This is a genomic window from Paracoccus hibiscisoli (genome assembly GCF_005048265.1).
In the GTDB taxonomy this organism is placed as follows: Bacteria; Pseudomonadota; Alphaproteobacteria; order Rhodobacterales; family Rhodobacteraceae; genus Paracoccus; species Paracoccus hibiscisoli.
The window spans coordinates 55,147-78,950 of the sequence record NZ_SUNH01000006.1 but is presented as its reverse complement, the minus strand read 5'-3'; the positions used below and the strand labels follow the sequence as shown (position 1 = coordinate 78,950).

Annotated in this window: 29 protein-coding genes, 1 tRNA gene and 1 riboswitch; of the genes, 18 read left to right on the top strand and 12 right to left on the bottom strand. The window is 67.8% G+C overall.

Annotated elements, in window-relative coordinates:
• Positions 1-296: 296 nt before the first annotated feature.
• Entirely contained in the window at positions 297-500 is a 204-nt protein-coding gene (locus FA740_RS04430) for a hypothetical protein (protein ID WP_136855569.1), read from the bottom strand.
• Positions 501-780: 280 nt separating this feature from the next.
• Between FA740_RS04430 and FA740_RS19595 the strand changes: the two genes are divergently transcribed.
• From FA740_RS19595 to FA740_RS04370, 14 genes are all read left to right on the top strand, one after another.
• Positions 781-918 (top strand): hypothetical protein, encoded by a 138-nt coding sequence (locus FA740_RS19595; protein WP_157001413.1) that lies wholly within the window; start codon positions 781-783, stop codon positions 916-918.
• Positions 919-1,048: 130 nt separating this feature from the next.
• A complete protein-coding gene (locus FA740_RS04425; RefSeq protein ID WP_136855568.1) occupies positions 1,049-1,408 on the top strand; it encodes a hypothetical protein in 360 nt (119 codons plus the stop codon).
• 7 nt (positions 1,409-1,415) lie between these two features.
• The gene (locus FA740_RS04420; protein WP_169306212.1) at positions 1,416-2,402 is read left to right on the top strand and encodes a DUF2303 family protein; all 987 of its coding nucleotides are present in this window, start codon (positions 1,416-1,418) and stop codon (positions 2,400-2,402) included.
• A gap of 84 nt (positions 2,403-2,486) precedes the next feature.
• A complete protein-coding gene (locus tag FA740_RS04415) occupies positions 2,487-2,834 on the top strand; it encodes a hypothetical protein (RefSeq protein ID WP_136855566.1) in 348 nt (115 codons plus the stop codon).
• Positions 2,831-3,034, top strand: a complete 204-nt coding sequence (locus FA740_RS04410; RefSeq protein ID WP_136855565.1) for a hypothetical protein — start codon at positions 2,831-2,833, stop codon at positions 3,032-3,034. The genes FA740_RS04415 and FA740_RS04410 overlap by 4 nt, the downstream gene beginning before the upstream one ends.
• A 2-nt stretch (positions 3,035-3,036) precedes the next feature.
• The gene (locus FA740_RS04405; protein WP_136855564.1) at positions 3,037-3,456 is read left to right on the top strand and encodes a hypothetical protein; all 420 of its coding nucleotides are present in this window, start codon (positions 3,037-3,039) and stop codon (positions 3,454-3,456) included.
• Between the two features lie 107 nt (positions 3,457-3,563).
• Positions 3,564-3,707: a hypothetical protein gene (locus FA740_RS19590; RefSeq protein ID WP_169306211.1), complete on the top strand. Its 144-nt coding sequence runs from the start codon at positions 3,564-3,566 to the stop codon at positions 3,705-3,707.
• Positions 3,704-3,979 (top strand): hypothetical protein, encoded by a 276-nt coding sequence (locus FA740_RS04400; RefSeq protein WP_136855563.1) that lies wholly within the window; start codon positions 3,704-3,706, stop codon positions 3,977-3,979. Before FA740_RS19590 ends, FA740_RS04400 begins: the two co-directional genes overlap by 4 nt.
• A gap of 1 nt (position 3,980) precedes the next feature.
• Positions 3,981-4,178 carry a hypothetical protein gene (locus tag FA740_RS04395; protein ID WP_136855562.1) on the top strand — a complete coding sequence of 66 codons (198 nt, stop codon included), beginning with the start codon at positions 3,981-3,983 and terminating at the stop codon, positions 4,176-4,178.
• Positions 4,166-4,411 carry a hypothetical protein gene (locus FA740_RS04390; RefSeq protein ID WP_136855561.1) on the top strand — a complete coding sequence of 82 codons (246 nt, stop codon included), beginning with the start codon at positions 4,166-4,168 and terminating at the stop codon, positions 4,409-4,411. The genes FA740_RS04395 and FA740_RS04390 overlap by 13 nt, the downstream gene beginning before the upstream one ends.
• Entirely contained in the window at positions 4,408-4,617 is a 210-nt protein-coding gene (locus tag FA740_RS04385) for a hypothetical protein (protein ID WP_136855560.1), read from the top strand. Before FA740_RS04390 ends, FA740_RS04385 begins: the two co-directional genes overlap by 4 nt.
• A gap of 211 nt (positions 4,618-4,828) precedes the next feature.
• Complete coding sequence (locus FA740_RS04380; RefSeq protein ID WP_136855559.1) at positions 4,829-7,000, top strand: DNA cytosine methyltransferase; 2,172 nt, start codon at positions 4,829-4,831, stop codon at positions 6,998-7,000.
• Positions 7,001-7,079: 79 nt separating this feature from the next.
• Complete coding sequence (locus FA740_RS04375) at positions 7,080-7,304, top strand: MerR family transcriptional regulator (protein ID WP_136855558.1); 225 nt, start codon at positions 7,080-7,082, stop codon at positions 7,302-7,304.
• Entirely contained in the window at positions 7,280-8,344 is a 1,065-nt protein-coding gene (locus FA740_RS04370) for a site-specific integrase (RefSeq protein WP_136855557.1), read from the top strand. Before FA740_RS04375 ends, FA740_RS04370 begins: the two co-directional genes overlap by 25 nt.
• A gap of 39 nt (positions 8,345-8,383) precedes the next feature.
• Here the strand turns inward: FA740_RS04370 and FA740_RS04365 are convergent.
• The 4 genes from FA740_RS04365 to FA740_RS04350 all read right to left on the bottom strand — a co-directional run bounded on the left by FA740_RS04365 (position 8,384) and on the right by FA740_RS04350 (position 10,134).
• Positions 8,384-8,460: transfer RNA gene (locus tag FA740_RS04365), tRNA-Arg, on the bottom strand.
• Between the two features lie 52 nt (positions 8,461-8,512).
• Positions 8,513-9,259 (bottom strand): triose-phosphate isomerase, encoded by a 747-nt coding sequence (gene tpiA / locus FA740_RS04360; RefSeq protein ID WP_136855556.1) that lies wholly within the window; start codon positions 9,257-9,259, stop codon positions 8,513-8,515.
• Between the two features lie 56 nt (positions 9,260-9,315).
• Positions 9,316-9,687, bottom strand: coding sequence for a HesB/IscA family protein (locus tag FA740_RS04355; RefSeq protein ID WP_136855555.1), 372 nt, complete (start codon positions 9,685-9,687; stop codon positions 9,316-9,318).
• A 90-nt stretch (positions 9,688-9,777) separates the two neighbouring features.
• Positions 9,778-10,134: an SUF system Fe-S cluster assembly protein gene (locus FA740_RS04350; RefSeq protein ID WP_042250045.1), complete on the bottom strand. Its 357-nt coding sequence runs from the start codon at positions 10,132-10,134 to the stop codon at positions 9,778-9,780.
• 123 nt (positions 10,135-10,257) lie between these two features.
• Between FA740_RS04350 and tgt the strand changes: the two genes are divergently transcribed.
• Both tgt and FA740_RS04340 read left to right on the top strand, forming a co-directional pair.
• A complete protein-coding gene (tgt, locus tag FA740_RS04345) occupies positions 10,258-11,388 on the top strand; it encodes a tRNA guanosine(34) transglycosylase Tgt (protein ID WP_136855554.1) in 1,131 nt (376 codons plus the stop codon).
• A 55-nt stretch (positions 11,389-11,443) separates the two neighbouring features.
• A riboswitch (FMN riboswitch) is annotated at positions 11,444-11,575 on the top strand.
• A 73-nt stretch (positions 11,576-11,648) separates the two neighbouring features.
• Positions 11,649-12,119 carry a 6,7-dimethyl-8-ribityllumazine synthase gene (locus tag FA740_RS04340; RefSeq protein ID WP_136855553.1) on the top strand — a complete coding sequence of 157 codons (471 nt, stop codon included), beginning with the start codon at positions 11,649-11,651 and terminating at the stop codon, positions 12,117-12,119.
• Here the strand turns inward: FA740_RS04340 and FA740_RS04335 are convergent.
• The 7 genes from FA740_RS04335 to FA740_RS04305 form a co-directional block, all read right to left on the bottom strand.
• On the bottom strand, positions 12,101-13,753 hold the full coding sequence (locus tag FA740_RS04335; protein ID WP_136855552.1) for a glycerol-3-phosphate dehydrogenase/oxidase: 1,653 nt from the start codon (positions 13,751-13,753) through the stop codon (positions 12,101-12,103). The two genes, FA740_RS04340 and FA740_RS04335, sit on opposite strands and share 19 nt — an antisense overlap.
• A complete protein-coding gene (locus tag FA740_RS04330; RefSeq protein ID WP_136855551.1) occupies positions 13,750-15,243 on the bottom strand; it encodes an FGGY-family carbohydrate kinase in 1,494 nt (497 codons plus the stop codon). The genes FA740_RS04335 and FA740_RS04330 overlap by 4 nt, the downstream gene beginning before the upstream one ends.
• 3 nt (positions 15,244-15,246) lie before the next feature.
• Positions 15,247-16,047, bottom strand: coding sequence for a DeoR/GlpR family DNA-binding transcription regulator (locus FA740_RS04325; RefSeq protein ID WP_136855550.1), 801 nt, complete (start codon positions 16,045-16,047; stop codon positions 15,247-15,249).
• Positions 16,048-16,100: 53 nt separating this feature from the next.
• On the bottom strand, positions 16,101-17,051 hold the full coding sequence (locus tag FA740_RS04320; protein WP_246053466.1) for a D-ribose ABC transporter substrate-binding protein: 951 nt from the start codon (positions 17,049-17,051) through the stop codon (positions 16,101-16,103).
• Positions 17,052-17,146: 95 nt separating this feature from the next.
• Positions 17,147-18,181, bottom strand: coding sequence for an ABC transporter permease (locus tag FA740_RS04315; protein ID WP_136855549.1), 1,035 nt, complete (start codon positions 18,179-18,181; stop codon positions 17,147-17,149).
• A 13-nt stretch (positions 18,182-18,194) separates the two neighbouring features.
• Positions 18,195-19,700 (bottom strand): sugar ABC transporter ATP-binding protein, encoded by a 1,506-nt coding sequence (locus FA740_RS04310; protein ID WP_136855548.1) that lies wholly within the window; start codon positions 19,698-19,700, stop codon positions 18,195-18,197.
• Positions 19,697-20,350 (bottom strand): DUF2291 domain-containing protein, encoded by a 654-nt coding sequence (locus FA740_RS04305; RefSeq protein WP_136855547.1) that lies wholly within the window; start codon positions 20,348-20,350, stop codon positions 19,697-19,699. The genes FA740_RS04310 and FA740_RS04305 overlap by 4 nt, the downstream gene beginning before the upstream one ends.
• A 378-nt stretch (positions 20,351-20,728) precedes the next feature.
• Between FA740_RS04305 and FA740_RS04300 the strand changes: the two genes are divergently transcribed.
• On the top strand, positions 20,729-22,303 hold the full coding sequence (locus tag FA740_RS04300) for an FGGY-family carbohydrate kinase (protein WP_136855546.1): 1,575 nt from the start codon (positions 20,729-20,731) through the stop codon (positions 22,301-22,303).
• Positions 22,293-23,804 (top strand): glycerol-3-phosphate dehydrogenase, encoded by a 1,512-nt coding sequence (locus FA740_RS04295; RefSeq protein WP_136855545.1) that lies wholly within the window; start codon positions 22,293-22,295, stop codon positions 23,802-23,804. Before FA740_RS04300 ends, FA740_RS04295 begins: the two co-directional genes overlap by 11 nt.

The following is a 23,804-nucleotide window of genomic DNA, read 5'->3' as shown; positions in this document are numbered from 1 at the left end:
TTATAGGTGAACCTGATGGGGACGATGTATACCTTGAAGGTCAAACTGTGGGCCACGGAGAATACATCTTTAATGCGCGCATTTATATGAAAGACGGTTCTTTTGGTACCGTTATTGACAATTTTCCACGGCAAGAACCTAGCGTAACCGGATGGTCTAGAAGGCAAATACTAGATGGTGAAGGGCGCACCACAGGATATGCCCTTCACGACGCTCAGGATGAACTAGTTTTCTCTTATTCTGTTACCGGCCCACTTTGTGAAGTAATTGTGAGCCTTTACGATAAGCATGGAAATCTAGTAGTCACGGGCGGGCAGGGAGGGATTGTCGCTCGTGGCATTCGAACCCGTATGGGGTGACAACAGGGCGACCACTTGATCTTTCGTCAAATTGGCGATGGTCATTACCGTGTTGTTTGTAAATACCAATGGAATGTCCGGCGAGATCTCGCAATGGCTTTGCTTAAACAAGATAACAACAGCATTATCAATGTGTGACATTTTTTATCCTCTGGCTGGCTCTGTTAGCAAGATAAGACAAAGAGATGGGTGTTGCTAAAATAGCCCGCTCAGCGGCCGCCTGATTAATGAATCATTAAGATTTGCCCGCCCAACGGCGGGCTTTTTCATGCCCGCCGCGCTGCGCCGGCACCGGCCAGCATCGCGTGCCCCGAATCGGTTGTGGTGAAGATAGGGTATTTTAACCCTAAAAGTATTGACTGGGTAAAAATACCCTAATATTGTTGCCCCATCCGGCACGCCGCCGGGCTGGAGTGACGCCATGCACCTCATCCCCATCATCACGCTGCGTCTGGCCCAGGCCGCGCTGGTCGTGACCTTCTATCTGACCGCGCCGACACTGGTCGCGGCAGCCATTGCCTACGGCGGAACCGCGCTCGGCCAGGCAACGAACTGGTAGGCGCCACGCGCCGCCAGACCGGGTGCGCCCCTCCCTGCTTCGTCGCACCCTGACTGGCCCGCAGCCGCCCGATCCTCCTCCCTCGGTACGCGGCTGCGGGCATTTTCCCATCATCGAAAGGACCGGACGCATGTCCAAGCCCCCGGAACTGCGCAGCCTCGACCAGCTGCTGTCCCTTGCTGATAACGGCGACTATCTGCCCGACCTGCTGTCGCGCATTGAGGCGAACAACGTCGAGATGCGCCAGTTCGCGCAGGACTTTGCGTCCAGCGCAAAGGGCAAGATCACCATCACCATCGACATGAAGACCGACCGCTTCGGTCAGGTCGAACTGGTGATCGAGGACAAGATCGTCGGACCCAAGCCGCCCAAGCACAAGGCCGTCGGCTGGCTGACCGGCGACGGCGCCCTGACCACCCACAACCCCGCCCAGTCCCGAATGGAGGTCCGCGATGTCGGCGGCCACCGCGAACTGCGCACCGCCGAGTGAGGAAACCATGACCACCGTCTATCCCCCCGCCAAGAACATCGCCGAGACGATCATCGACCACATGTCGAGCGTCGGTGGTATTGAGGTAATCAGCTTTCCCAACGCCGATACGCCGAACCCCTTCATCATCGCCGCGCCGGACGGCATGCGCCTGCATGACCTGACCCGCCAACACCGTGAGGTGGTCGAGGCGCTGAAACCGCTGCAGCGCACCGGCCAAGCCGTGCTGGAGGATCTGGACAGCCTGATCGCCTGGACCAACCGCTTCAAAAGCGACGACACGGTCCTGTTCGGCCAGATCCACCCGACGCCCAAGCTGACAGCGGTGATCGACTATCACGCCGAGGGCCCGTCCAAGATCGACCCGGTCGAGGGAGACCCCAAGGCCAGCTATGGCCGCCACACCGGCCTCTACACCTTCCCGGTGTCAGAGGAATGGAAACGCTGGAACGCGATCAGCGGGCAGCCGCTGACCAAGGACCAGTTCGGCGAGTTCATCGAAGAGAACGCCAAGGACTTTCTGGACCCGACGCCCGCCCTGCTGAACGGCAAGACCGACGGCGCCGAGGCCTGGGAACTGCGCATGATCGAGATCGGCGCGAAGGTTCAGGGGCGGTTCGGTCAATATGCCGCCCTGGCGCAGCTGTCGCGCAATTTTCAGGTCTATGACGCGGGCCACCTTCAGGTCAGTACCAACCGCGACACCGGCGAGACGCATGTCCAGTTCCTGGACGAACATCGCGGCCCCGACGGCGCGCCGCTGCGCCTGCCCAACCTGTTCATGATCGCCATCCCTGTCTTCGAGGAAGGCGCGCTGTACCGGCTGGCGGTCCGGTTCCGCTATCGGAAGGCCGGGTCGGAAGTAAAGTTCTTCGCCACCCTCTACAACCCGGACGTCGCGCAGCGCGACGCCGCGCGCGAGGCGCTGAACATGGCGCAGGAGCAGACCGCCGTCCCCCTGATGATCGGCAAGCCCGAGATCGGCGCACGCTGACCATCCGCCCCGGCTGGCGCGGTGACCGCGCAAGCTAATCCCCCCATTCCCGCGCGGCATCGCGCCCCGACAAGGACCGTGGTCATGATCGACCTGAAAAACGAACTCTTTGGCCGCGGCCTGACGGAGGCTGAGGCTGACCGTGTAAGGCGAAGTCCCGATCTGGGCTGGCCTGCCGGCATCGTCGAGGAGGCGCGCAACGTCCGTCACGCGGCCATGCGAGAGAGGCTGCATCCCGACGAACTGAGTGATCAGTGGCGCAACCCGCGCGCCCTCGATCGGAAACCCCTCTCGGTCATCCAGCGAATCCGCCTCGGCATCGCGGCCCTGAATCGGCTGTATCACTGGCACCGTCCCGCGGATCAGGCCGATCGGAACGAGGCGATCCGTAAGATCGAGGCCCTCATGGCCCGACTGCGCGGTGACGCATGACCATGATCTGCAACTGGCTGCGATATCTGCTGCGCCGTGAACAGTGGGTCCGTCATCCCGAGGATGGGACCTGGCACAACGGCGGCGCCCTGATCGAAGAACGCAATGACGGCTCATTCTGGCTGTGGCGCGATTGCCGGGGCGCGACCCGGCACGCGTCGCTTCGCGAGGCCATCGATGCAGAGGCGACGGACAAGTGAGCGTGGTCGCTTGGATCGACGGCTATGGCTTCCGCGAGGTGATCTATCAGCACCACCGCGCCGACGAGGCTGACCGTCAGCACCCGGCACCGGGTCCAGACGAGCCCTATCTCGCCAAGTTTGACTTTGACGCGGTGCCGCTCACGCATCCGATGACCGCCGAGATGTTCGTGCTCGATATGCCCCCGCTCGATCCGGTCGGGACGCTGCTGGCAACCCCCGACGGCATCGGCCCCAGCCGAGAAGCACTCACCCTGATAGGCGGATGGCTGCCCTGCTGCCCTGTCGGAGGGGGACCCAGCACGCAGCCGTCAGACGACACAATCATCCCTCCTGTTGCTCCCGTTCCACTTGCCGCGACCCTACCGCTGCTGATCGCGGCGCTGGTCTCACTGGCAATTGTTCGAAGGAAACGTCGATGACTGCAAATACCGCACCACCCACTGCGAGACGCGGGCTGATCCAAAGCTCATGTTCCTGCCCTGCGCATGCCCAGGACGCCGCGCTGCGCCGGGCGCGGGTGGCCGGGATGCTTCAAGGCCTGATGCTGGCGCTGATCGCCCACCTGGTGGGACTGATCCTGCTGGCGCTGATCGACGCCCACTGGCCTGTGGCCTGCGACGGGACCGCGACCGTCGGCGGCTGCGCGGCCCGGCTGATGGGGGTGGCATGATGGACACGCTGATCCTCTGCAACGCCACCGCTGTCTCGGCCTCGATCATCGCAGACGAGGATCACGACGGCCCGACCTTCGACCGGCTGGTCACGCTGGCCGTGGGCTGCGTCCAGGAGGACGGCGCCCAGGAGATGGTCGCCGGAATCATCCTGACGCCGGCCGAGGCACGCGAGCTGGCGTCAGAGCTTTTGACCGCCGCCACCGAGGCCGAGGGGGTGGGCGCGCTGCCCGTCCAGACCCTGACCGATCAGCCTGTCGGGCGGTGCTGACATGGACCGCAGCCCGACCACCTATCGCGGGGCCTCGCTGATGCTGACCGACATGCCCGGTGGCGTCTGGACCTGGACCCACGACGCGACCGACGGCCACGGCACCGCCCGCAGCCTGTCCCGCGCCCACACCGACATCGATGCTCATCTCGCGCGCCACGCCGCGCACAGCCAGAAGGTGACCCCATGCCCCGCCTGACCCAGGACGAGAAAGACGAGATCACTGCTGCGATGGTCGGCGACATCGACCGCTATTGTGGGATGGACCCGGTCGACATGCCGCTGGCCCGCGAGCTGTCGGTCGAGTGCTGCCGCATCATCGAGGCGCGCGAGCGAGGCGTGGTGACGTTGCCGGTCCAGCTGCCGCCCATCTATGCGCTGGCCTCGCTGGTGGCGGCCCACAGCGCCGCGCCGGAAGGCGGTGCATCATGAGCCTCACCCCCAAATCCCTCGCCGCCCTCCGCTCGGCCACCATCAACGGCCGCTGCGCCGCGACTGCCCCGGCCGCAACCGCCGGAGCGCTGGCGAGGCTCGGCTATGCGCGGCTGACGAAGGCTCACACCGGGCAGCGCGGCCAGTGCTGGTTCACGATCACCAAGGCCGGGCGCGAGGCGCTGGCGAAGGAAGGCAAGGCATGATGCAGCAGTTATCGCTTTTCGCGCCAGCAACTCCTGCCCAACAGCCATACCGGCTTGGCTGGATGAAGGCGCCATGTGGCTTGATTTTTTGGGAGTGGAATGAAGGCGCGCCGAACTTGCAGCCTTTCCGCTACTGGACGTGCTGGCAGGGCATGCGGCGAGCAACCCCGTCAAGGTTTAACCTGTGGTCAAGCGCAAAAAGGACAGCGGCATGACCCCGCACCCCCACCTGCCCATGATCATCGACAGCTTCGCCGGCGGCGGCGGGGCGTCCACCGGGATCGAGCTGGCCCTGGGCCGCAGCCCGGACGTGGCGATCAACCACAGCGCCAAGGCGCTGGCCCTGCATGCCGCGAACCACCCCGAGACGCTGCACCTCGACAGCAACATCTGGGACGTCGATCCGTTGGCGGTCACCAAGGGCCGCCATGTCGGCCAGCTGTGGGCCAGCCCGGACTGCAAGCATTTCAGCAAGGCCAAGGGCGGCGCGCCGCGCGACCGCAACATCCGCGACCTGGCTTGGGTTGTGGTCCGGTGGGCCGAGTTCGCCAAGCCCGACGTGATCTGCATGGAGAATGTCGAGGAGTTTGTGACCTGGGGCCCGGTCGACAATGACGGCCAGCCGATCAAGGAGTTCGCGGGTCAGACTTTCGACCTCTGGATTGGGCGGCTTAAGAAGGCCGGATACAAGGTCCAGTGGCGCGAGCTGCGCGCCTGCGACTATGGCGCGCCGACGATCCGCAAGCGCTGGTTCCTGGTCGCGCGCCGCGACGGCCGCCCGATCGTCTGGCCCAAGCCCACCCATGGCAACCCGGCCTCGGTCGAGGTCCGCAAGGGCAAGCTGCTGCCTTGGGTCGGCGCGGATACCTGCATCGACTGGTCGCTGCCCTGCCCGTCGATCTTCGACAGCGCGCCCGAGGTGATGGCCAAGCACGGGCTGCGCGCGATCCGCCCGCTGGCGGGCAACACGCTGGCCCGCGTGGCGCGCGGCATGAAGCGCTATGTGCTGGAGGCCGAGCGCCCGTTCCTGGTCAACCTGACCCATGGCGGCCGGGTCGAGGACGTGGTCGAGCCCTTCCGCACCATCACCGGGGCGCATCGCGGCGAAAAGGCGGTGGTCGTGCCGTCGCTGGTCAGCCTCAAGGGCACCGCGCGCCGCGACAGCGCGGTCACCGCCCCGCACCCGACCGTGCTGGCCGGGGGCGGCCACAGCGCTCTGATCGCCCCCAGCCTGACCCGCTTCAACGGCGGGGCGACCGGGCAGGATCTGCGCGACCCGATGGCCACGGTCACCGCGAACAGCTGGATCAAGAAGCCCGGTGGCGCGGCGCCCCTGGGCGTGGTCGCCCCCTATCTGGCCAGCATCGCCCATGGCGACAGCGGCGGGCGGCGGGAATACCCGCTGACCGATCCGATGGGCACAATCACCATCGGCGGCATCCAGCATGCGGTGATCGCCCCCTATCTGGCCGCATTCTATGGCCACGGCGATGCACGCGGGAAGCGGGCTGCGGATCTGGCGGAGCCTCTGCGGACAGTCACGGTCGAGAACCGCCACGCTGTGATCGCCCCGGTGCTGACCTATGCCCAGCAGGGCGGCGGCAACCGGGCGGCGACGGAGCCGCATCACACGATCTGCGCCAGCAAGAAGGACCAGAACAGCCTGATCGCCTCGACCATGGTGCAGACCGGCTATGGCGAACGCCAGGGCCAGCAGCCTCGCGCGCTGGACGTGGCCGCGCCCCTCGGCACGGTGGTCGCGGGCGGGGCCAAGCATGCGCCCGTGGCCGCGTTCCTGGCGCAGCAGAACGGCGGGCCGCGCATGGAGGCCCATGCCGGGCACGACGCGCGCGATCCGCTGTCCACCGTCGCGGTCTCGGGCAGCCATCAGACCCCGGTCGCGGCCTGGTTCGCGAAGTACTACGGCACCGGCGACGGCGCCCGGACGGACGAGCCCTGCCACACCGTCACGGTCAAGGACCGCATGGGCCACATGCAGGCCGAACTGGCCGCGCCGCCCTTCGCGCCAGAGCATCACGCCCGCGCCCGCGCCGTCACCGACTTCCTGCGCGAGCACGATGCTTGGGACGGCGGCGAGTTCGTCACCCTGACGATCGGCGGCGCGTCCTATGTCGTGATCGACATCGGCATGCGGATGCTGACCCCGCGCGAACTGTTCCGCGCCCAAGGCTTTCCGGCGGATTACGTCATCGAGGGGGTCTGGGACGGCCTCGACACCGACAGCCCGACCTGGCGGCCCTTCGCCAAGGACGTGCAGGTCAGCTGCTGCGGCAACAGCGTCTGCCCGCCGCTGGCCGAGGCGCTGTGCGCCGCGAACTGCGCGCACCTGCGGATCGGCCTATTGGGCGAGGCGACGGGATGACCGAGGTATTTAGCCGCCAAAAGCGGGCAGGATGGGCGAACTGGGGCCATGAGGCCGAGAAACTCGAGGAGGCTAGCTAATGCCGCGCCACGCAATTACTTTTGCGCCGCGCCTGCTTCCCACGCCCGAGGCAGCGGCGTATCTCGGCGTCAGCGAGACAATGCTGCGCGGGCTTTCGATCCCCCGCAAGCTACTGGGCGGCAAGCGCCTGTACGATCGACTGATGCTTGACGAGTTCGCGTCCAGCCTGCCCAGTGAGGGCGACGAGAAAGGGAACTCATGCGACGCGGTATTCGGGGACTGAAAGGCATCAAGGTCGTCACCAAGGCTGACGGGCGCCAATACAAGTACCGGCGCGTGGGGGCACAGCTCGTGCCGCTGCCTGACCTCCCTGAGAACCACCCCGAGTTCCTTGCGGCATATGTCGCGGCCGGCGCGGTGCAGCCCAAGCCCCGGCATCAGGAAGGCACCATATCCGCCCTCTGCGTGGCATACCTCGCCTCTCATGAGTATCGGCGGATGGCAGACAGCACGCGCGGCGTGTGGCGCCGGACGCTCGATCGCATCAGCGCTGATCGAGGAACTGGCCTGGTCAAGGATCTTCGGCCCGATCACCTGCGCAAAGACATCCGCGCACTGACACCTGGTGCAGCGCAGAACCGGATCAAAGGTTGGCGGTCGATCCTGAAATTCGCGGTCGAGGAGGGGATGATCCCCTCTGACCCGTCTGCCGGCGTCAAGGCGCAGCGTGGCGAGGTCAAACCGCACCGCCAGTGGACAGCGAACGAGTTAAAGACATTCCGCGACCACTGGGCAGTGGATTCGCCGGAGCGGATAGCTTTCGAGGTCATCTATTGGACAGGCGCACGCTGCGTCGATGCTGTTGGTCTCGGCTGGCAGAAGGTGGACGATGACGGGTGGCTTTCATTCGTCCAGGCAAAGACAGGCGGCCCCGCAACATGCCCGATCACGGTACTGCCCGAGTGGGCTGCACCGCTAAGTGCCGAGCACGCTTTGTTTCTGGCATCGGCCCCGCGAGACCGGATGATCTGGATCACGACGCAAGGCGGCAAACCGCGAAGCGTAAAGGGTCTGTCGCAGTGGATGAGTGCCGCCGCTTCGACGGCTGGACTGCCCGACGACTGCACCGCGCATGGCCTGCGGAAGGCGCGCGCGGCGGCACTGGCCGAGGCCGGGGCGACCGCCTCTCAGATCGGCGCTTGGACCGGGCATGCGAGCTTGTCGGAGATCTCTCACTACACCCGGCAAGGGGATCAGAAGGGCGTCCTCGGGGCGAAGCGGGAACGCCAAAGTGGAAACAAGATTGCCCAGTTTCCAAAGTAGCCGATAAAGCGCAGTAAAATCAGTGCCGATTTGGGGATATGGTGCACCCGAAGGGATTCGAACCCCTGGCCTCTGCCTTCGGAGGGCAGCGCTCTATCCAGCTGAGCTACGGGTGCACGCGACGCCTGATTACCCTCAGGGGTCAGGCGGCGCAATGGTGAAAATGGGTCAGGCCGCGTCCAGCGCGGTGATGATCGGCACGAAATCGGCGGCCTTCAGGCTGGCCCCGCCCACCAGCGCGCCGTTCACATGGGCGATGGCAAAGATCTCGGCCGCGTTGGTCGGCTTGACGCTGCCGCCATACAGCAGGGCGACGTCGGCGCCGTCCTCCAGCCGCGCGGTCAGGCGGTCGCGCAGCAGGGCGTGGACCTCGGCGATCTGATCGGTGGTTGGGGTGCGGCCGGTGCCGATGGCCCAGACCGGCTCGTAGGCGATCACGGTATTCGCGGCGGTGGCGCCGTCGGGCACCGAACCCGCCAGCTGTGTGGCGATCACGTCCAGCGTCGCACCTGCGTCGCGCTGCGCCTCGGTCTCGCCCAGGCAGATGACGGCGACCAGGCCGGCCTGATGCGCGGCCTGCGCCTTGGCGCGGACCAGGGCGTCGGTTTCGCCGTGATCGGCGCGGCGTTCGGAATGGCCCAGGATCACATGGGTCGCACCCGCGTCGCGCAGCTGGGCCGCGGCAATGTCGCCGGTATGGGCGCCCTGGGCTGCGGCGTGGCAATCCTGCCCACCGATCAGCAGATCACCCGCGCCCACACGCGCGATCATCGGATGGATCAGCAGGGCGGGGGGGCAGATCAGCACGTCGCAGGACGCGTCTTCGGCGGCGGCGGCCATGCCGTCCAGCTGATCCAGCGCGGCCAGGGTGCCGTTCATCTTCCAGTTGCCAGCGGCCAGTTTGCGCGGTGCCATGGGGTCCTCCGTTTGGTCCCGACAGGCTTAGCCAGCGACCCGCCGCCGCGCAACCGTCAGTTCGCGGGGCGGGCGCCCTCGATGGGGGCAAAGTTCACCGATTCCCCGCAGCCGCAGCTGTCGGTGACGTTCGGGTTGCGGAACCGGAAGCCCTGCTCCAGCAGGCCGGTCTCATAGTCGATCTCGGTCCCGAACAGGAACATCTGCGCCATGGGCGCGATGATGACGCGGGCGCCGTCCAGTTCGACCACGGCCTCGTTCGGGGCGGGGGTCTCGGCCATCTCCATCGTGTATTCCATGCCCGCACAGCCGCCCTTCTTCAGGCCGATGCGCAGACCGTAAGCGTTCTTGCCCGCCATCAGCTGCGCGATCCGCGCGGCGGCGGCGGGGGTGATGGTGACGGGGGGCGTGCCGGGCATGGCGAACATGGGACGATCCTTTCGGGGGCTGTCTTCAAGATGGTCACCGGGGGCGTGGTGTTTCAACCCCGTCCCCGCGCTTCTTTGCCGGCGGCGGGCTTACATGAAGCCCAGTTCCAGCCGCGCCTCGTCGGACATCATGTCCATGCCCCATTGCGGCTGGAAGGTCATCTCGACATCGACCTGCTTGACGCCGGGCACGGCCTCGACCGCGTCGGCGACCCAACCGGGCATCTCTCCGGCGACGGGACAGCCGGGGGCGGTCAGCGTCATGATCACCCGCACCTCGGAGGCGTCGTTGATCTCGACCGTGTAGATCAGGCCCAGATCGTGGATGTTCACCGGGATCTCGGGGTCATAGACGGTCTTGCACGCCTCGACGATGGGCTCGTACAGGGGATGGTCGGTCGAAGACGGCGCGATCAGCGGCGCGCCTTCCATCAGGGGTTCGGTCATCGGATCATCCTTCAATTCCGACCGATTATATAGGGCAGCACCTGCCCGCGGTCCAGTGGCACGCGCATTGCACGCCGCGCGGGGCGCGGTTAGAACCGCACGGTTCCACAGTCAGGGGGCACCATGACCACGCGTTTCAGCTATACCCTTTCCGCGACGGACGGCGCGGCGCGCACGGGCGTCATCGACACGCCCCGCGGGCAGATCCGCACCCCGGCCTTCATGCCGGTGGGCACGGCGGCGACCGTCAAGGCGATGCTGCCCGAAAGCGTGGCGGCCACGGGCGCGGACATCCTGCTGGGCAACACCTATCACCTGATGCTGCGCCCCGGCGCCGAACGCGTCGCGCGGATGGGTGGGCTGCACCGGTTCATGAACTGGGACAGGCCCATCCTGACTGACAGCGGCGGGTTCCAGGTGATGTCGCTGGCGGGCCTGCGCAAGCTGACCGAGGACGGCGTGACCTTTTCCAGCCACGTGGACGGGTCCAAGCATTTCCTGTCGCCCGAGACCAGCATGCAGATCCAGAAGCTGCTGGGCAGCGACATCGTGATGTGTTTCGACGAATGCCCCGCGCTGCCCGCGACGGATGAGGCGGTGGCGGCCTCCATGCGCCTGTCGATGCGATGGGCGCAGCGGTCGCGCGACGCGTTCGGGGACCGACCGGGGCACGCGCTGTTCGGCATCATGCAGGGCGGCGTGACGCGCGAGCTGCGCGAGGAGAGCGCGCAGGCCTTGCAATCCATAGGCTTTGACGGATACGCGGTCGGCGGCCTGGCCGTGGGCGAGGGGCAGGAGGCGATGTTCGGCGTGCTGGACTATGCCCCCGGTTTCCTGCCGGTCGACAAGCCGCGCTATCTGATGGGCGTGGGCAAGCCCGACGACATCGTGGGCGCGGTCCAGCGGGGCATCGACATGATGGATTGCGTGCTGCCCTCGCGGTCCGGGCGGACGGGTCAGGCCTGGACCCCGCGCGGCCAGGTCAACATCAAGAACGCCCGCCATCAGGACGACCCGCGCCCGCTGGACGAGGATTGCACCTGCCCGTGCTGTCGGGGCTATTCCCGCGCCTATCTGCACCACGTGTTCCGCGCGCGTGAGATGATCAGCGGCATGCTGCTGACCTGGCACAACCTGCATTACTATCAACAGTTGATGGCGGGGCTGCGCGACGCGATCGCGGCGGGGCGGCTGGACGCGTTCGTGGCCGATTTCCACGCGCGCCGGGCCGAAGGCGACATTGAACCCGTCTGACGCGTTTTTCCGCAGCGTCCGCCCTTGGCGCGGGCGGGTGGAGGGGTTATCCTAGGGACGTTCTCAGGGCGGGGTGCAATTCCCCACCGGCGGTCACAGCCCGCGAGCGCCCCTTTTTCGAAAGGGGGTCAGCAGATCCGGTGAAATTCCGGGGCCGACGGTATAGTCCGGATGGAAGAGAACCGCCTTGTGCGCCACCCCGGCGCGCGTGGTGGTATGCCTTGGGGGCCTGACGCATTCTAACGTAAGGTTCCTGAAAGATGACCAAATCTCCTCGTATCGCCTTTGTCCGGGCGCGCTGGCACGCCGATGTGGTGGACCGCGCGCATGACGGTTTCCTGGCCGAGGCCGCCAGCCTGATGCCCGGCGCCCAGATCGAGGCCTGGGACGTGCCCGGCGCCTTCGAGATGCCGTTTCTGGCCAAGAAGCTGGCCCTGACAGGCAAGTATGACGCCGTGGTGGCCGCCGCCTTGGTGGTCGATGGCGGCATCTATCGCCATGATTTCGTGGCCCAGGCCGTCGTCTCCGGGTTGATGCAGGCGGGGCTGGAGACGGGCGTGCCGGTGTTCTCGGTTTCGCTGACGCCGCACAATTATCAGGAGACCGAGCTGATGACCGGGTTCTATCGCGAGCATTTCGTGAAGAAGGGCGCCGAGGCCGCCCATGCGGTCGCGCAGATGCTGGCGGTCGAGGGGCGCCTGGCATGTCTGGATCAGGCCGACGCGGCCTGATCCATCCGCAGGCGGTGCCGCGACAGCAACATCGCCTGCGTTTCCCGCAGCTCGCGGTCGCGGCGCGCCACGTCCCAGTGCAGGACCGCCGCGCAGAGGTCGGCGATGCGCGCCAGATCACGGGCCGACAGGCGGCCGGTGACGGCCAGCGCGGTGCGGCGCATCACCAGATCGGCCAGGGTGCCGACCTGTTCGTTCCGGATGATCCAGTCCAGTTCCTGTTCACTGTGGTCGCTGTCCGACAGCATGGCGGGCGCGGCCCCTTCGGCGGCCAGGATCTGGGCGGCTGTCGTACCGTAGCGCGCCAGAAGATGGCGCGCGCGGGCGGGCGCGGCAAGGGTGCGCCGGGCCGCATCTTCGCTCCACGCGCCCGCATCGGCCGGGTAATCGCGGCCACCGCCGATGGGCAGGCGTTCCGTGCTGATGCGCCGTGACGCGGCGAGGCGCTGGAGGATGTCGTCGGCGACCTCCTCGGCAAAGCCGCGGAAGGTGGTCCATTTGCCCCCCACCAGCGCGATGATCGGCCAGCGGCGGTTGGCGTCGGGGGCGATCTCCGGTGCGGAATGGTCACGGCTGATCAGGCCGGGATTGGCCGCATCCGAGGCGGGCAGGGGGCGGATGCCGGAATAGGCATAGACGATCTGGCTGTCGTCGAATTCCAGCCCCGGCAGCAGGCCGCGCAGCGCGTCGAGGAAATACGCGATCTCTGTCTCGTCGCAGGCCACGGTGTCGGGGTCGTCGGCGCGGGTGTCGGTGGAGCCGACCAGCGCGCGGTCCAGATAGGGGAAGACCAGGCAGATGCGGCCGTCATCGGCCTCGAAATAGATCATCCGGCCCTTCAGTGCGGCCAGCAGGTCGGGGTGGTCCAGCAGAATATGCGAGCCCTTGGTGCCGCCGATCATCCGCGTGGGCGCGCCCAGGGTCGCGTTCACGCGGTCGATCCAAGGACCAGCGGCGTTCACCACGATGCGCGGGCGCAGGGACAGCGCGCCCTGCGGGCCCGACAGATGGATCACCTCGCCGTCCGTGCCGGTCAGCGCGGTGTGGTTCAGCGCGCGGGCGGCGGGATTGGCGCGCAGGCCGTCGGCGACCAGCTCCCAGACCAGCCGTTCGGGCAGGGTCACGGCGGCGTCGTAATACTGGCCCGCGGCCTTGATGCGGGGGGTCAGTGGCGGGATCTCGCGCAGGGCGCGGGCGCGCGACCACAGCTGGTGGCGCGGCATCACCCGGTGGCGGCGGCCATAGAAGTCGTACATCGCCAGCCCGGCCTTCATCAGCACCGCGCCGCGGCTGCGCGGCGCGGTGGTCGATCCCATCAGCGTGCGCAGCGCAGGCCCGATGCCGCGCAGCCAGGAGAAGATCGGGATGACCGTGGGCAGCGGCCGGACCAGATGGGGCGCGTTCTTCAGCAGCAGGTTGCGTTCCAGCGTGGATTGGGCGACCAGGCGCAGCTCTCCGGTCTCCAGGTACTTGATGCCGCCATGGATCAGGCGCGAGGGCGCGGCCGAGGTGCCGCCGCCGTAATCGGCCTTGTCCACGATCACGGCGTTGACGCCCTGTTCGCACAGGTCGCGGAACAGCCCCGCGCCGTTGATGCCCGCGCCAAGGATCAGCACGTCGATATCCTGGGTCATGTGTCGCCCTGCAAAGCCTCGATCCGGGGCCAGAGCGGCGCCAGCGCCGCGCCCAGATCGGTGAAGACCGCGTGTCGCGCGGCCATGTCGGCCATGCGCGCGGGGTCGGGATGGTGGGTGTGGGTGATCGCCGCCGCGTCGCGCGGGTCGTGGCGGGGCGAGGCGAACAGGCCCACCCCCGACCCCGCGCAGAGCGCGGCGCCCCAGGCTGCGGCCTCTTCGGTCGCGCTGACGGTCACCGGCATGCGCAACACATCCGCGAACAGCTGTGCAAAGACCGGCGCGCGCGAGATGCCGCCGGTCAAACGTGCGGCTGTGGGGCAGAACCCGTCGCGCAGGGCGTCGACATGGTGGCGGTGGTTGAAGGCGATGCCCTCGATCACGGCGCGCAGCATGTCGCCGCGATCGTGCCAGCCGCGCAGGCCAAAGAACGCCGCGCTGGCCCGTGGCCCGTGGGGCGAGCCGAACAGATAGGGGTGGAACAGCGCGCTGGAGGGGCGGGCCAGCGCGGCCTCGATCTCGGGGATGACGCGCAGATGGGCGGGCTGGTCGCCCTCCTCCAGGCACAGGCTGTCCAGGAACCAGTCGTAATTCGCGGCGGACGCCGGAGAGATCGACATGGCGTTCCATTCCCCCCGCGCGATGCCGTTGCGGCAGAACCAGCGCGGATCGGACAGGGGGCGGTCGGTGACGGTCTGGTTGATCGAATAGGTGCCCGCGACGATCGCCACCGTGCCCGGAACATAGCCCCCCGACCCCAGGGCCGAGGCGGTCACGTCATGCAGCCCCGCCACGACCGGCGTGCCAGGCATCAGACCGGTCAGCGCCGCGGCCTGGGCCGTGACATGGCCCACGACCTGATCGGGCAGGGCGATGTCGGGCAGGGGCAGGCCCGCCAGCCCGAAGAGGCCGGGGATGTCGTCGGCGTAGCCTTGGGTCGCCACGTCGGTGAACGAGGTGCTGGCCTCGGTCAGGTCGGTGCCGATGCGGCCGGTCAGGCACAGGGTCAGCCAGTCCTTGCAGGCCAGCACATGGCCGATGGCGGCAAAGCGCGCGGGGTCGTGGTCACGCAGCCAGGCCAGGATCGCGGCGGGGGCCGAGGCATGGGGCATCTGCCCGGTCCGCGCCAGCGCCCGTGCGGCGGTGCCGTTCGCGACCCACGCATCGGCGACCCCGCCCGCACGGCTGTCCAGCGACAGGATGCCCGGCCCCAGGGGCGCGCCCGCGCGGTCCAGCAGATACAGCCCGTCGCCATGCGCGGTGGCGGCCACGGCGACGATGTCACCCGCGGGGCGACCGCAGGCGGCGATGGCCTCGGCCACGGCGGCGGCGGTCTGGCGCCACAGATCGGCCATGTCGCGTTCGACATGGCGGGCGCGCGGCATCATTTGCGCCACGCGGCGGCGCGCGGTGGCCAGCACGCGACCGGTATCGTCAAAGATCACCGCCTTGGTGACCGTCAGCCCGTTATCCAGCCCCAGGATCAGCATGGCTCAGCCCTCCACGGCGGCGATCTGGACCGCGACCCCGCGCCGGCGCAGGGCGGTGATCTGGTCGGCGGGCGTTCGGTCGTCTGTCACGACCAGGTCGAAATCCTCGACCCCGCCCATGGAATGCAGGGCGTGTCGGGTGAATTTGGTGTGATCGGCCAGCAGGATGCGGCGACCTGCGGCGTCCAGCATGGCGCGTTTCGTCGCGGCCATGTCGGGCGATTGGTGAAAGACCCGGCCATCCGTGATCGCGGCCATCGACACGATCGCCAGATCGGCCCGCAGGCGGCTGATCTGGGCGGTGGTCTGAGGCCCCATGAAGGCGTTGCACCAGGCGTGGTACTGTCCGCCCAGACCCAGCAGCGTCAGATCGCGCATGTCCTTGACGGCGCCCATCAGCGTCAGCGCATTGGTGATGACCGTCAGCGGCACCAGTGCCGCCAGATGCGGCACCATGCGCAGCACGGTCGTGCTGTCGTCCAGAAACACCGCCTGTCCGGCGTCGATCTGGCGGGCGGCCAGTGCGGCGATGGCCGATTTCTGGGGCGCCTGGCGGGTGTCGCGATACAGGTCGCTGGCCTCGACCAGGCTGGTCGGCGCCGCCGAGACGACGCCGCGCGCCTTGCGCAGCACGCCGCGCGCGGCCAGGTCGTCCAGATCGCGATGCGCGGTCATCAGGCTGATGCCGAACCGCGCGGTCAGGTCCTCGATGCGCAGCTGGCCCTCGGACAGGACCGCCTGCGCGATCAGCGTGCGCCGCGCCTGTCTGCGCGCCTGGCGGCTGTCCGAGGGGATGATGTCCATGGCGGGCCTTGGGGCAAAAGGGGGCGCGCGGGTCACCGCACGCCCCGCGGGGGTCACTGGTCCAGAACGAAGGGCGCGCTGTAGCTTTCGACGTTCTCGGGGGTGATCAGCAGGCAGTCGAACAGCTGCTTTTCGCTGTCGGCGCCGGTCTCTCCGGTCTTGATGAAATTGTCGGCCTGGCGGACGGCTTCCTCGGCAAAGATCGCGACGGGCTGCAGGACGGTATAGGCCATCTCTCCGGCGCGCACGGCCTCGACCGCATCGGGGCTGCCGTCAAAGCCGCCTACGGTGACCTGATCCAGCCGGCCCGCCTCCTTCAGCGCGGCGATGGCGCCCAGGGCCATCTCGTCATTGCCGGAAATCACGCCGGTCACGTCGGGGTTCGCCTGCAGCAGCGATTGCATGCGCTGATAGCCCTGGGTGCGGTCCCAGTTGGCGACCTCCTGGCCGACCTTCTCGAACTCGGGATACTGGGACAGCACCGTCTCGAACCCGTTGGACCGGGTCTGGGCGTTGTTGTCCGACGGCGCGCCGAACAGCTCGACGAACTGGCCGCCTTCCTCGCCCATCGCCTCGACCCAGGCCTGCGCGCCCAGGGCCGCGCCCTGCGCGTTGTTCGACACCAGCTGCGCCTTGGCCAGGCCCTCCTGGTTGATCTCGGCATTGACCAGGAACACCGGGATGCCCGCATCGACGGCCTTCTGGACGGCACCGACAGACCCGTCGGCATTGGCCGGGTCCAGGATGATCGCGACCGACTGGTTGGTGATCGCAGTGTCGATCAGCGTGCTTTCGGTGTTGGTGTCACCGCGATGGGCGGCCACATTGGCGGTATAGCCCAGCTCTTCGGCGGTGGCCTTGGCGACCTCGCCCTCGGTGAACCAGTAGGGGTTGGCCGGATCGTTCACGATCACGGTGATCAGGCCCTCGGCCCAAGCCGATCCGGCCATCAGCGGCACGGTGGCAACGGCAGCCATCAGCATCCGGCGCGTCATCTTCATCATTCTCTCTCTCCCTATTTTTGCGGTGGTCCTGCCCGGTGGGGCAGTCTTTCCGGCGGGCGTTCCCGCGCCCGCCGGGGAAGGTCAGGGGCAGGGCCTCACGTCTTGCGCGCGCCGCTGCCGTATTGAAGCGAGTTCATCAGCACGGCCAGCACGATTACCGCGCCGGTGAACACCGTCTGCCAGTAGGAACTGACCCCGATGATCACCAGGCCCGCCGACAGAAAGCCGATGACAAAGGCGCCCAGCATGGTGCCGCGCACCGTGCCCCGCCCGCCGGTCAGGGCCGCCCCGCCGATCACGACCGCGGCGATGGCGGTCAGCTCATACGCATTGCCCGCCGTGGGCCCCGCCGATGTCAGTTGCGACGCCAGCACCAGGCCCGCCACGGCCGCCAGGGCGCCCGACACGGCATAGACGGTGATCTTGACCCGCTTGACGGGCACGCCGGACAGCTCTGCCGCGCGTTCGTTTCCGCCCGACGCATACAGCCAGCGCCCGAAGGCCGATCGCGACAGCATCAGCCCCGCGGCAATCGCCACCACGGCCAGCACGATCACGCTGATCGGCACACCGCCGATGCGGTAGAAGCCCAGCCAGTTGAAGCCGGTATTGCCCAGGGCCTCGGACCCGCGCAGGTTGTTGTAGGTCAGCCCGTTGGTCATCAACAGCGCGATGCCCCGCGCCACATACATCACCCCAAGGGTCGCCACGAAAGGTGGCACCTTGAAGATCGCGACCAGCACGCCGTTGACCGCGCCCACCGCCGCGCCGACGCAGACCGTCAGCACGACGACTGCCCAGACCGGCGGGTACAGGATCACCCCCATCGCGTCGATCTCGACCCCCTGCATCATCGCGCCCGCGACGACGCCCGACAGCGCCAGGATGGACCCCACGGACAGGTCGATCCCGCCGTTCAGGATGACCAGCAGCATGCCGATGGACAGGATGCCGAAGATCGCCACCTGGCTGGACATGATCAGCAGGTTCGACAGCGTGAAATAGTTCGGCGACAGGACCGAGAACACCGCGATGATCGCGATCAGCGCGAAGAAGGCGCGCCCCTCCAGCAGCAGGCGGCCGATGTTCAGGGACCGGGGCTTGGCGGGGTTGGTGGTGGTTGCGGACATGGGTTCCCTTCCCTCAGGCGGCCTGGGACTCGCCCGAGGCGGCCATGATCCGGTCCTTGGACACGGTGCTGTCGAATTCGGCCGTGATGCGGCCCTTGTGCATGACGATGATCCGGTGGGCGATGGACAGGCATTCGCTGACCTCGGAGGTGGAATAGACCACCGCCAGCCCGTTTTTCGCGCCTTCGGCCAGCAGGCGGAACACCTCGGCCTTGGCGCCGATGTCGATGCCGCGCGACGGCTCGTCCAGCAGGATGGCGCGGGGGTTGGTGGCCAGCATCTTGCCGATCACCACCTTCTGCTGGTTGCCGCCCGACAGCGACCCGATGGGGGCTCCCCCGCCCGATGTCTTGACGGTCACGCGGCGGATGCTGTCATCGACCAGATCGCGTTCGGCGCGGGTGCTGGTGAACAGCCCCCGCGTGAACCGCGCGATCGAGGCCAGCGACAGGTTCTGGCCCACGCTCATGGTCTGGACCAGGCCGTCGCGCTGGCGGTCCTCGGGGACCAGGGCCAGGCCACGGGCGATGCGTTGGCCGATGGAGAGGTGGCTGATCTCATGGCCCTCCAGGACGATCTGGCCGCCGGTGGCGCGCAGACGTCCCGCGACCGTCTCCAACAGCTCGGTCCGACCGGCGCCCATCAGGCCATAGATGCACACGATTTCGCCGGCGCGCACGTCCAGGTTCAGCCCGCGGACAAGGTCCTGGCCCGTGGCGTCCGGCACCGACAGGTCGCGGATCGACAGGGCGACATCGCCCTTTGCGCTGTCCGGGGGGCTGCCCAGGTCGTAATTCTCGCCGACCATGTTGCGCACGATCCATTCCAGGTCGATCTCCGCGCGCGGCGCATAGGCGGTCATCACCCCGTCGCGCAGCACGACCGCGTGGTCGGTGATGGTCAGCGCCTCCTCCAGGTGGTGCGAGATATAGACGATGCTGACGCCCCGCGCGGTCAGGTCGCGGATGACCTTGAACAGCACCTCGACCTCGGAGGCCGACAGGGCGCTGGTGGGTTCGTCCATGATCAGGATGCGGCTGTCCACGGACAGGGCGCGGGCGATCTCGACGATCTGCTGCTGACCAAGGCGCAGGTCCTCGACCGGGGTGGCGGGGTCGATCTGCTCCTCCAGCTCCTCCATCAGGGCGCGGGTCTGACGCTCCTCCTCGGCGTAGTCGACGCCCAGGGGGCCCATGATTTCGCGGCCCATGAAGATGTTGTCGCGCACCGACAGGTTCGGGGCCAGCGACAGCTCCTGATGGATGATGGAAATCCCCCGGTCGCGCGCGTCATTGGCATTGCCGAAGGCCACCGGCTGGCCGTCCAGCACGATCTGGCCCGATGTGGGCTGGATCACGCCCGACAGGATCTTCATCAGCGTGGATTTGCCCGCGCCGTTCTCTCCGAACAGGGTGGTGACCTGGCCGCGATGGATGTCGAAATTCACGCCCTTCAGCGCATGGACCTGGCCATAGGATTTCGCGACGTTGCGGGCGGCAAGAACGACCTGGGCGCTCATTGGACCTCCATCGCGACGGGGGTGATCAGCCAGTTCGACGGGTTGATCAGCCGGAACGCGCCGGTCACCGTGACCTGCCTGCCGGTCAGGGCGGCGGTGTCGATGGGGGCCAGAACCTCGGCCGCCATGGCGCGGTTGATGCCCGATCCGGCGTCCTGGTATTCGATCTGGTTGCGGAAGGCGCCGAAGGCGATGTCGCCGGGCGCGTCGCGCAGGTCGGTGCCGTTGATCGCGGGGCCGGTCTGCACGCGGATGCGCAGATCCTCGGGCAGGCCCGCGACGGTCAGCGGATAGACCCCGGCGCGCGGCTCGCCTGCGGTGCCGGTCACGGTGACCATCATGATCGCGCCGGTCGATGCGGGCGTGCCGTATTCCGCGATGGCCGCGTCCTGATCGGCGGCGATGGCGGCGGCCAGGTCTGTCGCGGGCACCGCCCGGGCGATCACCGCGTCACGGATGCGGGGGAATTCCTGCGTGCCATAGGCGTCGGGCGAAAAGGCCTGCTGCCGCGCATCGGCCTCGGAGCCGACCTGCACCACGGTTGTGTCCAGCGCGATCGCGGTCAGGACGCCCAGGCCGATCGCCACGGACAGAATCAGGCCGCGGCGGCTTGCGGCGGGGGCCCGGGGGGCGGGGGTGCTGTCGGTCATCGGGCGGCCTCTGGCTGAAGGGCGGGCGCCACCGGCGCCGGCCATGTGATCTCTGCGTGATGATCCCCGGGGATGCCGGCGCCGACAAGACGACGGGCACCTGTCCGTTTCGACAGGGCGGACACCGGCGCGGGCGCCGCCAGGCGGGCCGGACGCAAGGGTCGGACGGATGGTCCATGATGGGCGATTGCGGTCATGCGTCCCGGCCTCCCCTCCGGTCGATTCGCGTCGCTGATGCCTGTGATTGCGGCGAATCCGCGCATCCATCACAGGTCGTTGCAATCAGCTTAGATGAAATAAATTGCTGTGTCCGTAAAAAAATACGTTCCCTGTGCGATGATCGTGATATAAACCGACAGACCAAGGGACGGAGGCACCATGACCACCATGCAGCGCGACGTGCTGATCGGGATCGACGCGGGGACCTCGGTCATCAAGGCCGTGGGGTTCGATCTGTCGGGTCGGCAGCTGGGCGCGGCATCCGTGCCTAACCGCTATGCCACGGGCGCGCGGGGGGCTGCGACGCAGGACATGGCGCGGACCTGGGATGATTGCGCGGCGGCGCTGCGGGCGCTGGCAGACCACATCCCCGACCTTGCGGCGCGGACCGCGGCGCTGTCGGTGACGGGGCAGGGCGACGGCACCTGGCTGGTGGGCGATGACGGGCCGGTGGGCGATGCCTGGCTGTGGCTGGACGCGCGCGCCGCGCCCACGGTCACGCGGCTGGGCCAGGACCGCGCCCGGTTCGAGGCGACGGGCACCGGCCTGAACACCTGTCAGCAGGGCGCGCAGATGGCGCATATGGACGCCCATCACCCCGACCTGCTGGACCGCGCCCGGGTCGCGCTGCATTGCAAGGATTGGCTGTATCTGAACCTGACCGGGATCCGCGCGACCGACCCGTCCGAAGCCAGCTTTACCTTCGGTAATTTCCGCACCCGCGCCTATGACGACACAGTGATCCATGCGCTGGGCCTGAACCATCGGCGCGGCCTGCTGCCGCCGATCATCGACGGCACGCAGGTGACCCATCCGCTGACCGCTGATGCCGCCGCCGCGACGGGGCTGCTGGCGGGAACGCCAGTATCCCTTGGCTATGTCGACATGGTGATGACCGCGCTGGGCGCGGGTGTTCTGGGCGGGGCGGGCGACGTCGCCTGTTCCACGGTGGGCTCGACCGGGGTGCATCTGCGCGCCGTGAGTGCCGACCGGGTGCATCTGAACGATCAGGGCACGGGTTATGTCATCTGCCTGCCGGTGCCGGGTGTGGTCACGCAGGTCCAGACCAACATGGCGGCGACGCTGAACCTGGACTGGGTGCTGGGCCTGGCTGCCGGTATCCTGTCGGACATGGGCCAGCCGGTGACGCTTCGCGATCTGGTCGCGCGGCTGGACGGCTGGCTGGGTCAGGCGGCGCCGGGGCAGATCCTGTACCACCCCTATATCTCGGATGCGGGGGAGCGGGGGCCATTTGTCGATGCGGGTGCGCGGGCGGGGTTCACTGGGCTGTCAGCGGGGCACCGCTATCCCGATCTGGTCCGCGCCGTGGCCGAGGGGCTGGGCCTGGCCATGCGCGATTGTTACGCCGCGATGGGGCCGCTGCCGTCCGAATTGCGCCTGACCGGGGGCGCGGCGCGGTCGCCCGCGCTGCGCGCCATCCTGTCGGCGGCGCTGAACGCGCCCGTCCGCGTGTCGGACCGTGACGAGGCCGGGGCCGCGGGCGCCGCCATGATGGCCGCCGTGGCCATCGGCGCCTATCCCGACATGAATGCCTGCATCGCCGAATGGGTCACGCCGCTGCTGCGCGACCCCGAAGCCCCCGACCCGTATCTGGCCGCCACCTATGCGCGGCTGTTCCCCACCTTTGCTGCGGCGCGCAACGCGCTGCCCCCCATCTGGAACGCGCTGGCCTCCGCCCGCGCCCCCCTGCCAGGAGAGACCCATGACACCTGACCTGATCGACCTGTTCGTGATCGGCGGCGGCATCAACGGCGCGGGCGTCGCGCGCGATGCCGCGGGGCGGGGCCTGTCGGTCGTCCTGTGCGAAAAGGACGACCTGGCGCAGGGCACCTCGTCGCGTTCGGGGAAACTGGTGCATGGCGGGCTGCGCTATCTGGAATATTACGAATTCCGCCTGGTCCGCGAGGCGCTGATCGAACGCGAGGTGCTGCTGCGGGCCGCCCCCCACATCATCTGGCCGATGCGCTTTGTGCTGCCGCACAGCCCCGACGACCGGCCCGCCTGGCTGGTCCGGCTGGGGCTGTTCCTTTACGACAACCTGGGGGGGCGGAAAAAGCTGCCGGGCACGCGCACGCTGGATCTGCGCCGCGATCCTGTCGGTGCGCCCCTGCTGGACCAGTATCACAAGGGGTTCGAATACAGCGACTGCTGGGTCGATGACGCGCGGCTGGTGGTGCTGAACGCGGTCGATGCGGCGGAACGCGGCGCGACCGTCCTGACCCGCACCGCCTGCGTGTCGGCACGCCGTGAGGGGGATGTCTGGGCCGTCACCACCCGCGACACCGTCACGGGAGAGGAGCGGCTGTTCCACGCCCGCTGTCTGGTCAATTGCGCGGGGCCCTGGGTCAGCGACATCATCACCCGCGTGGCCGGGTCGAATTCGGCCCGCAACGTGCGGCTGGTCAAGGGCAGCCACATCATCGTGCCGAAATGGTGGGACGGGCCGAACGCCTATCTGGTGCAGAACCACGACAAGCGGGTGATCTTCATCAACCCCTACGAAGGTGACATGGCGCTGATCGGCACGACCGACATCGCCTATGACGGCCGGGCCGAGGACGTGAGCGCCGACGACTCGGAGATCGACTATCTGCTGGCCGCCGTGAACCGCTATTTCAAGGAAAAGCTGCGCCGCCAGGACGTGATCCACAGCTTTTCCGGGGTGCGTCCGCTGTTCGATGACGGGCAGGGCAACCCGTCGGCGGTGACGCGCGACTATGTGTTCGATCTGGACCGGAATGGCGGCGCGCCGATGCTGAACATCTTTGGCGGCAAGATCACCACCTTCCGAGAGCTGGCCGAACGCGGCATGCACCGCCTGGCCGAGATCTTTCCACAGATGGGCCCCGACTGGACCGAGACCGCCCCCCTGCCGGGCGGCGAGATCGCCAATGCCGATTACGAAAGCTTTGCCAACCTGCTGCGCGAGCTGCACCCCTGGATGCCCCGCGCCCTGGTCCAGCATTACGGGCGGCTGTATGGCGCACGGACCCGCGACGTGGTGGCGGGCGCCCGGTCGCTGGAGGGGTTGGGCCTGCATTTCGGCGGCCAGCTTTACGAGGCCGAGGTGCGCTATCTGGTGGCCCGCGAATGGGCGCAGACCCCCGAGGACATCCTGACCCGCCGTACGAAACATTACCTGCACCTGACCCCCGATCAGCAGGCAGCCTTTGCCGACTGGTTCGCCGCATCGGATCTGGCGCAGGCCGCCTGA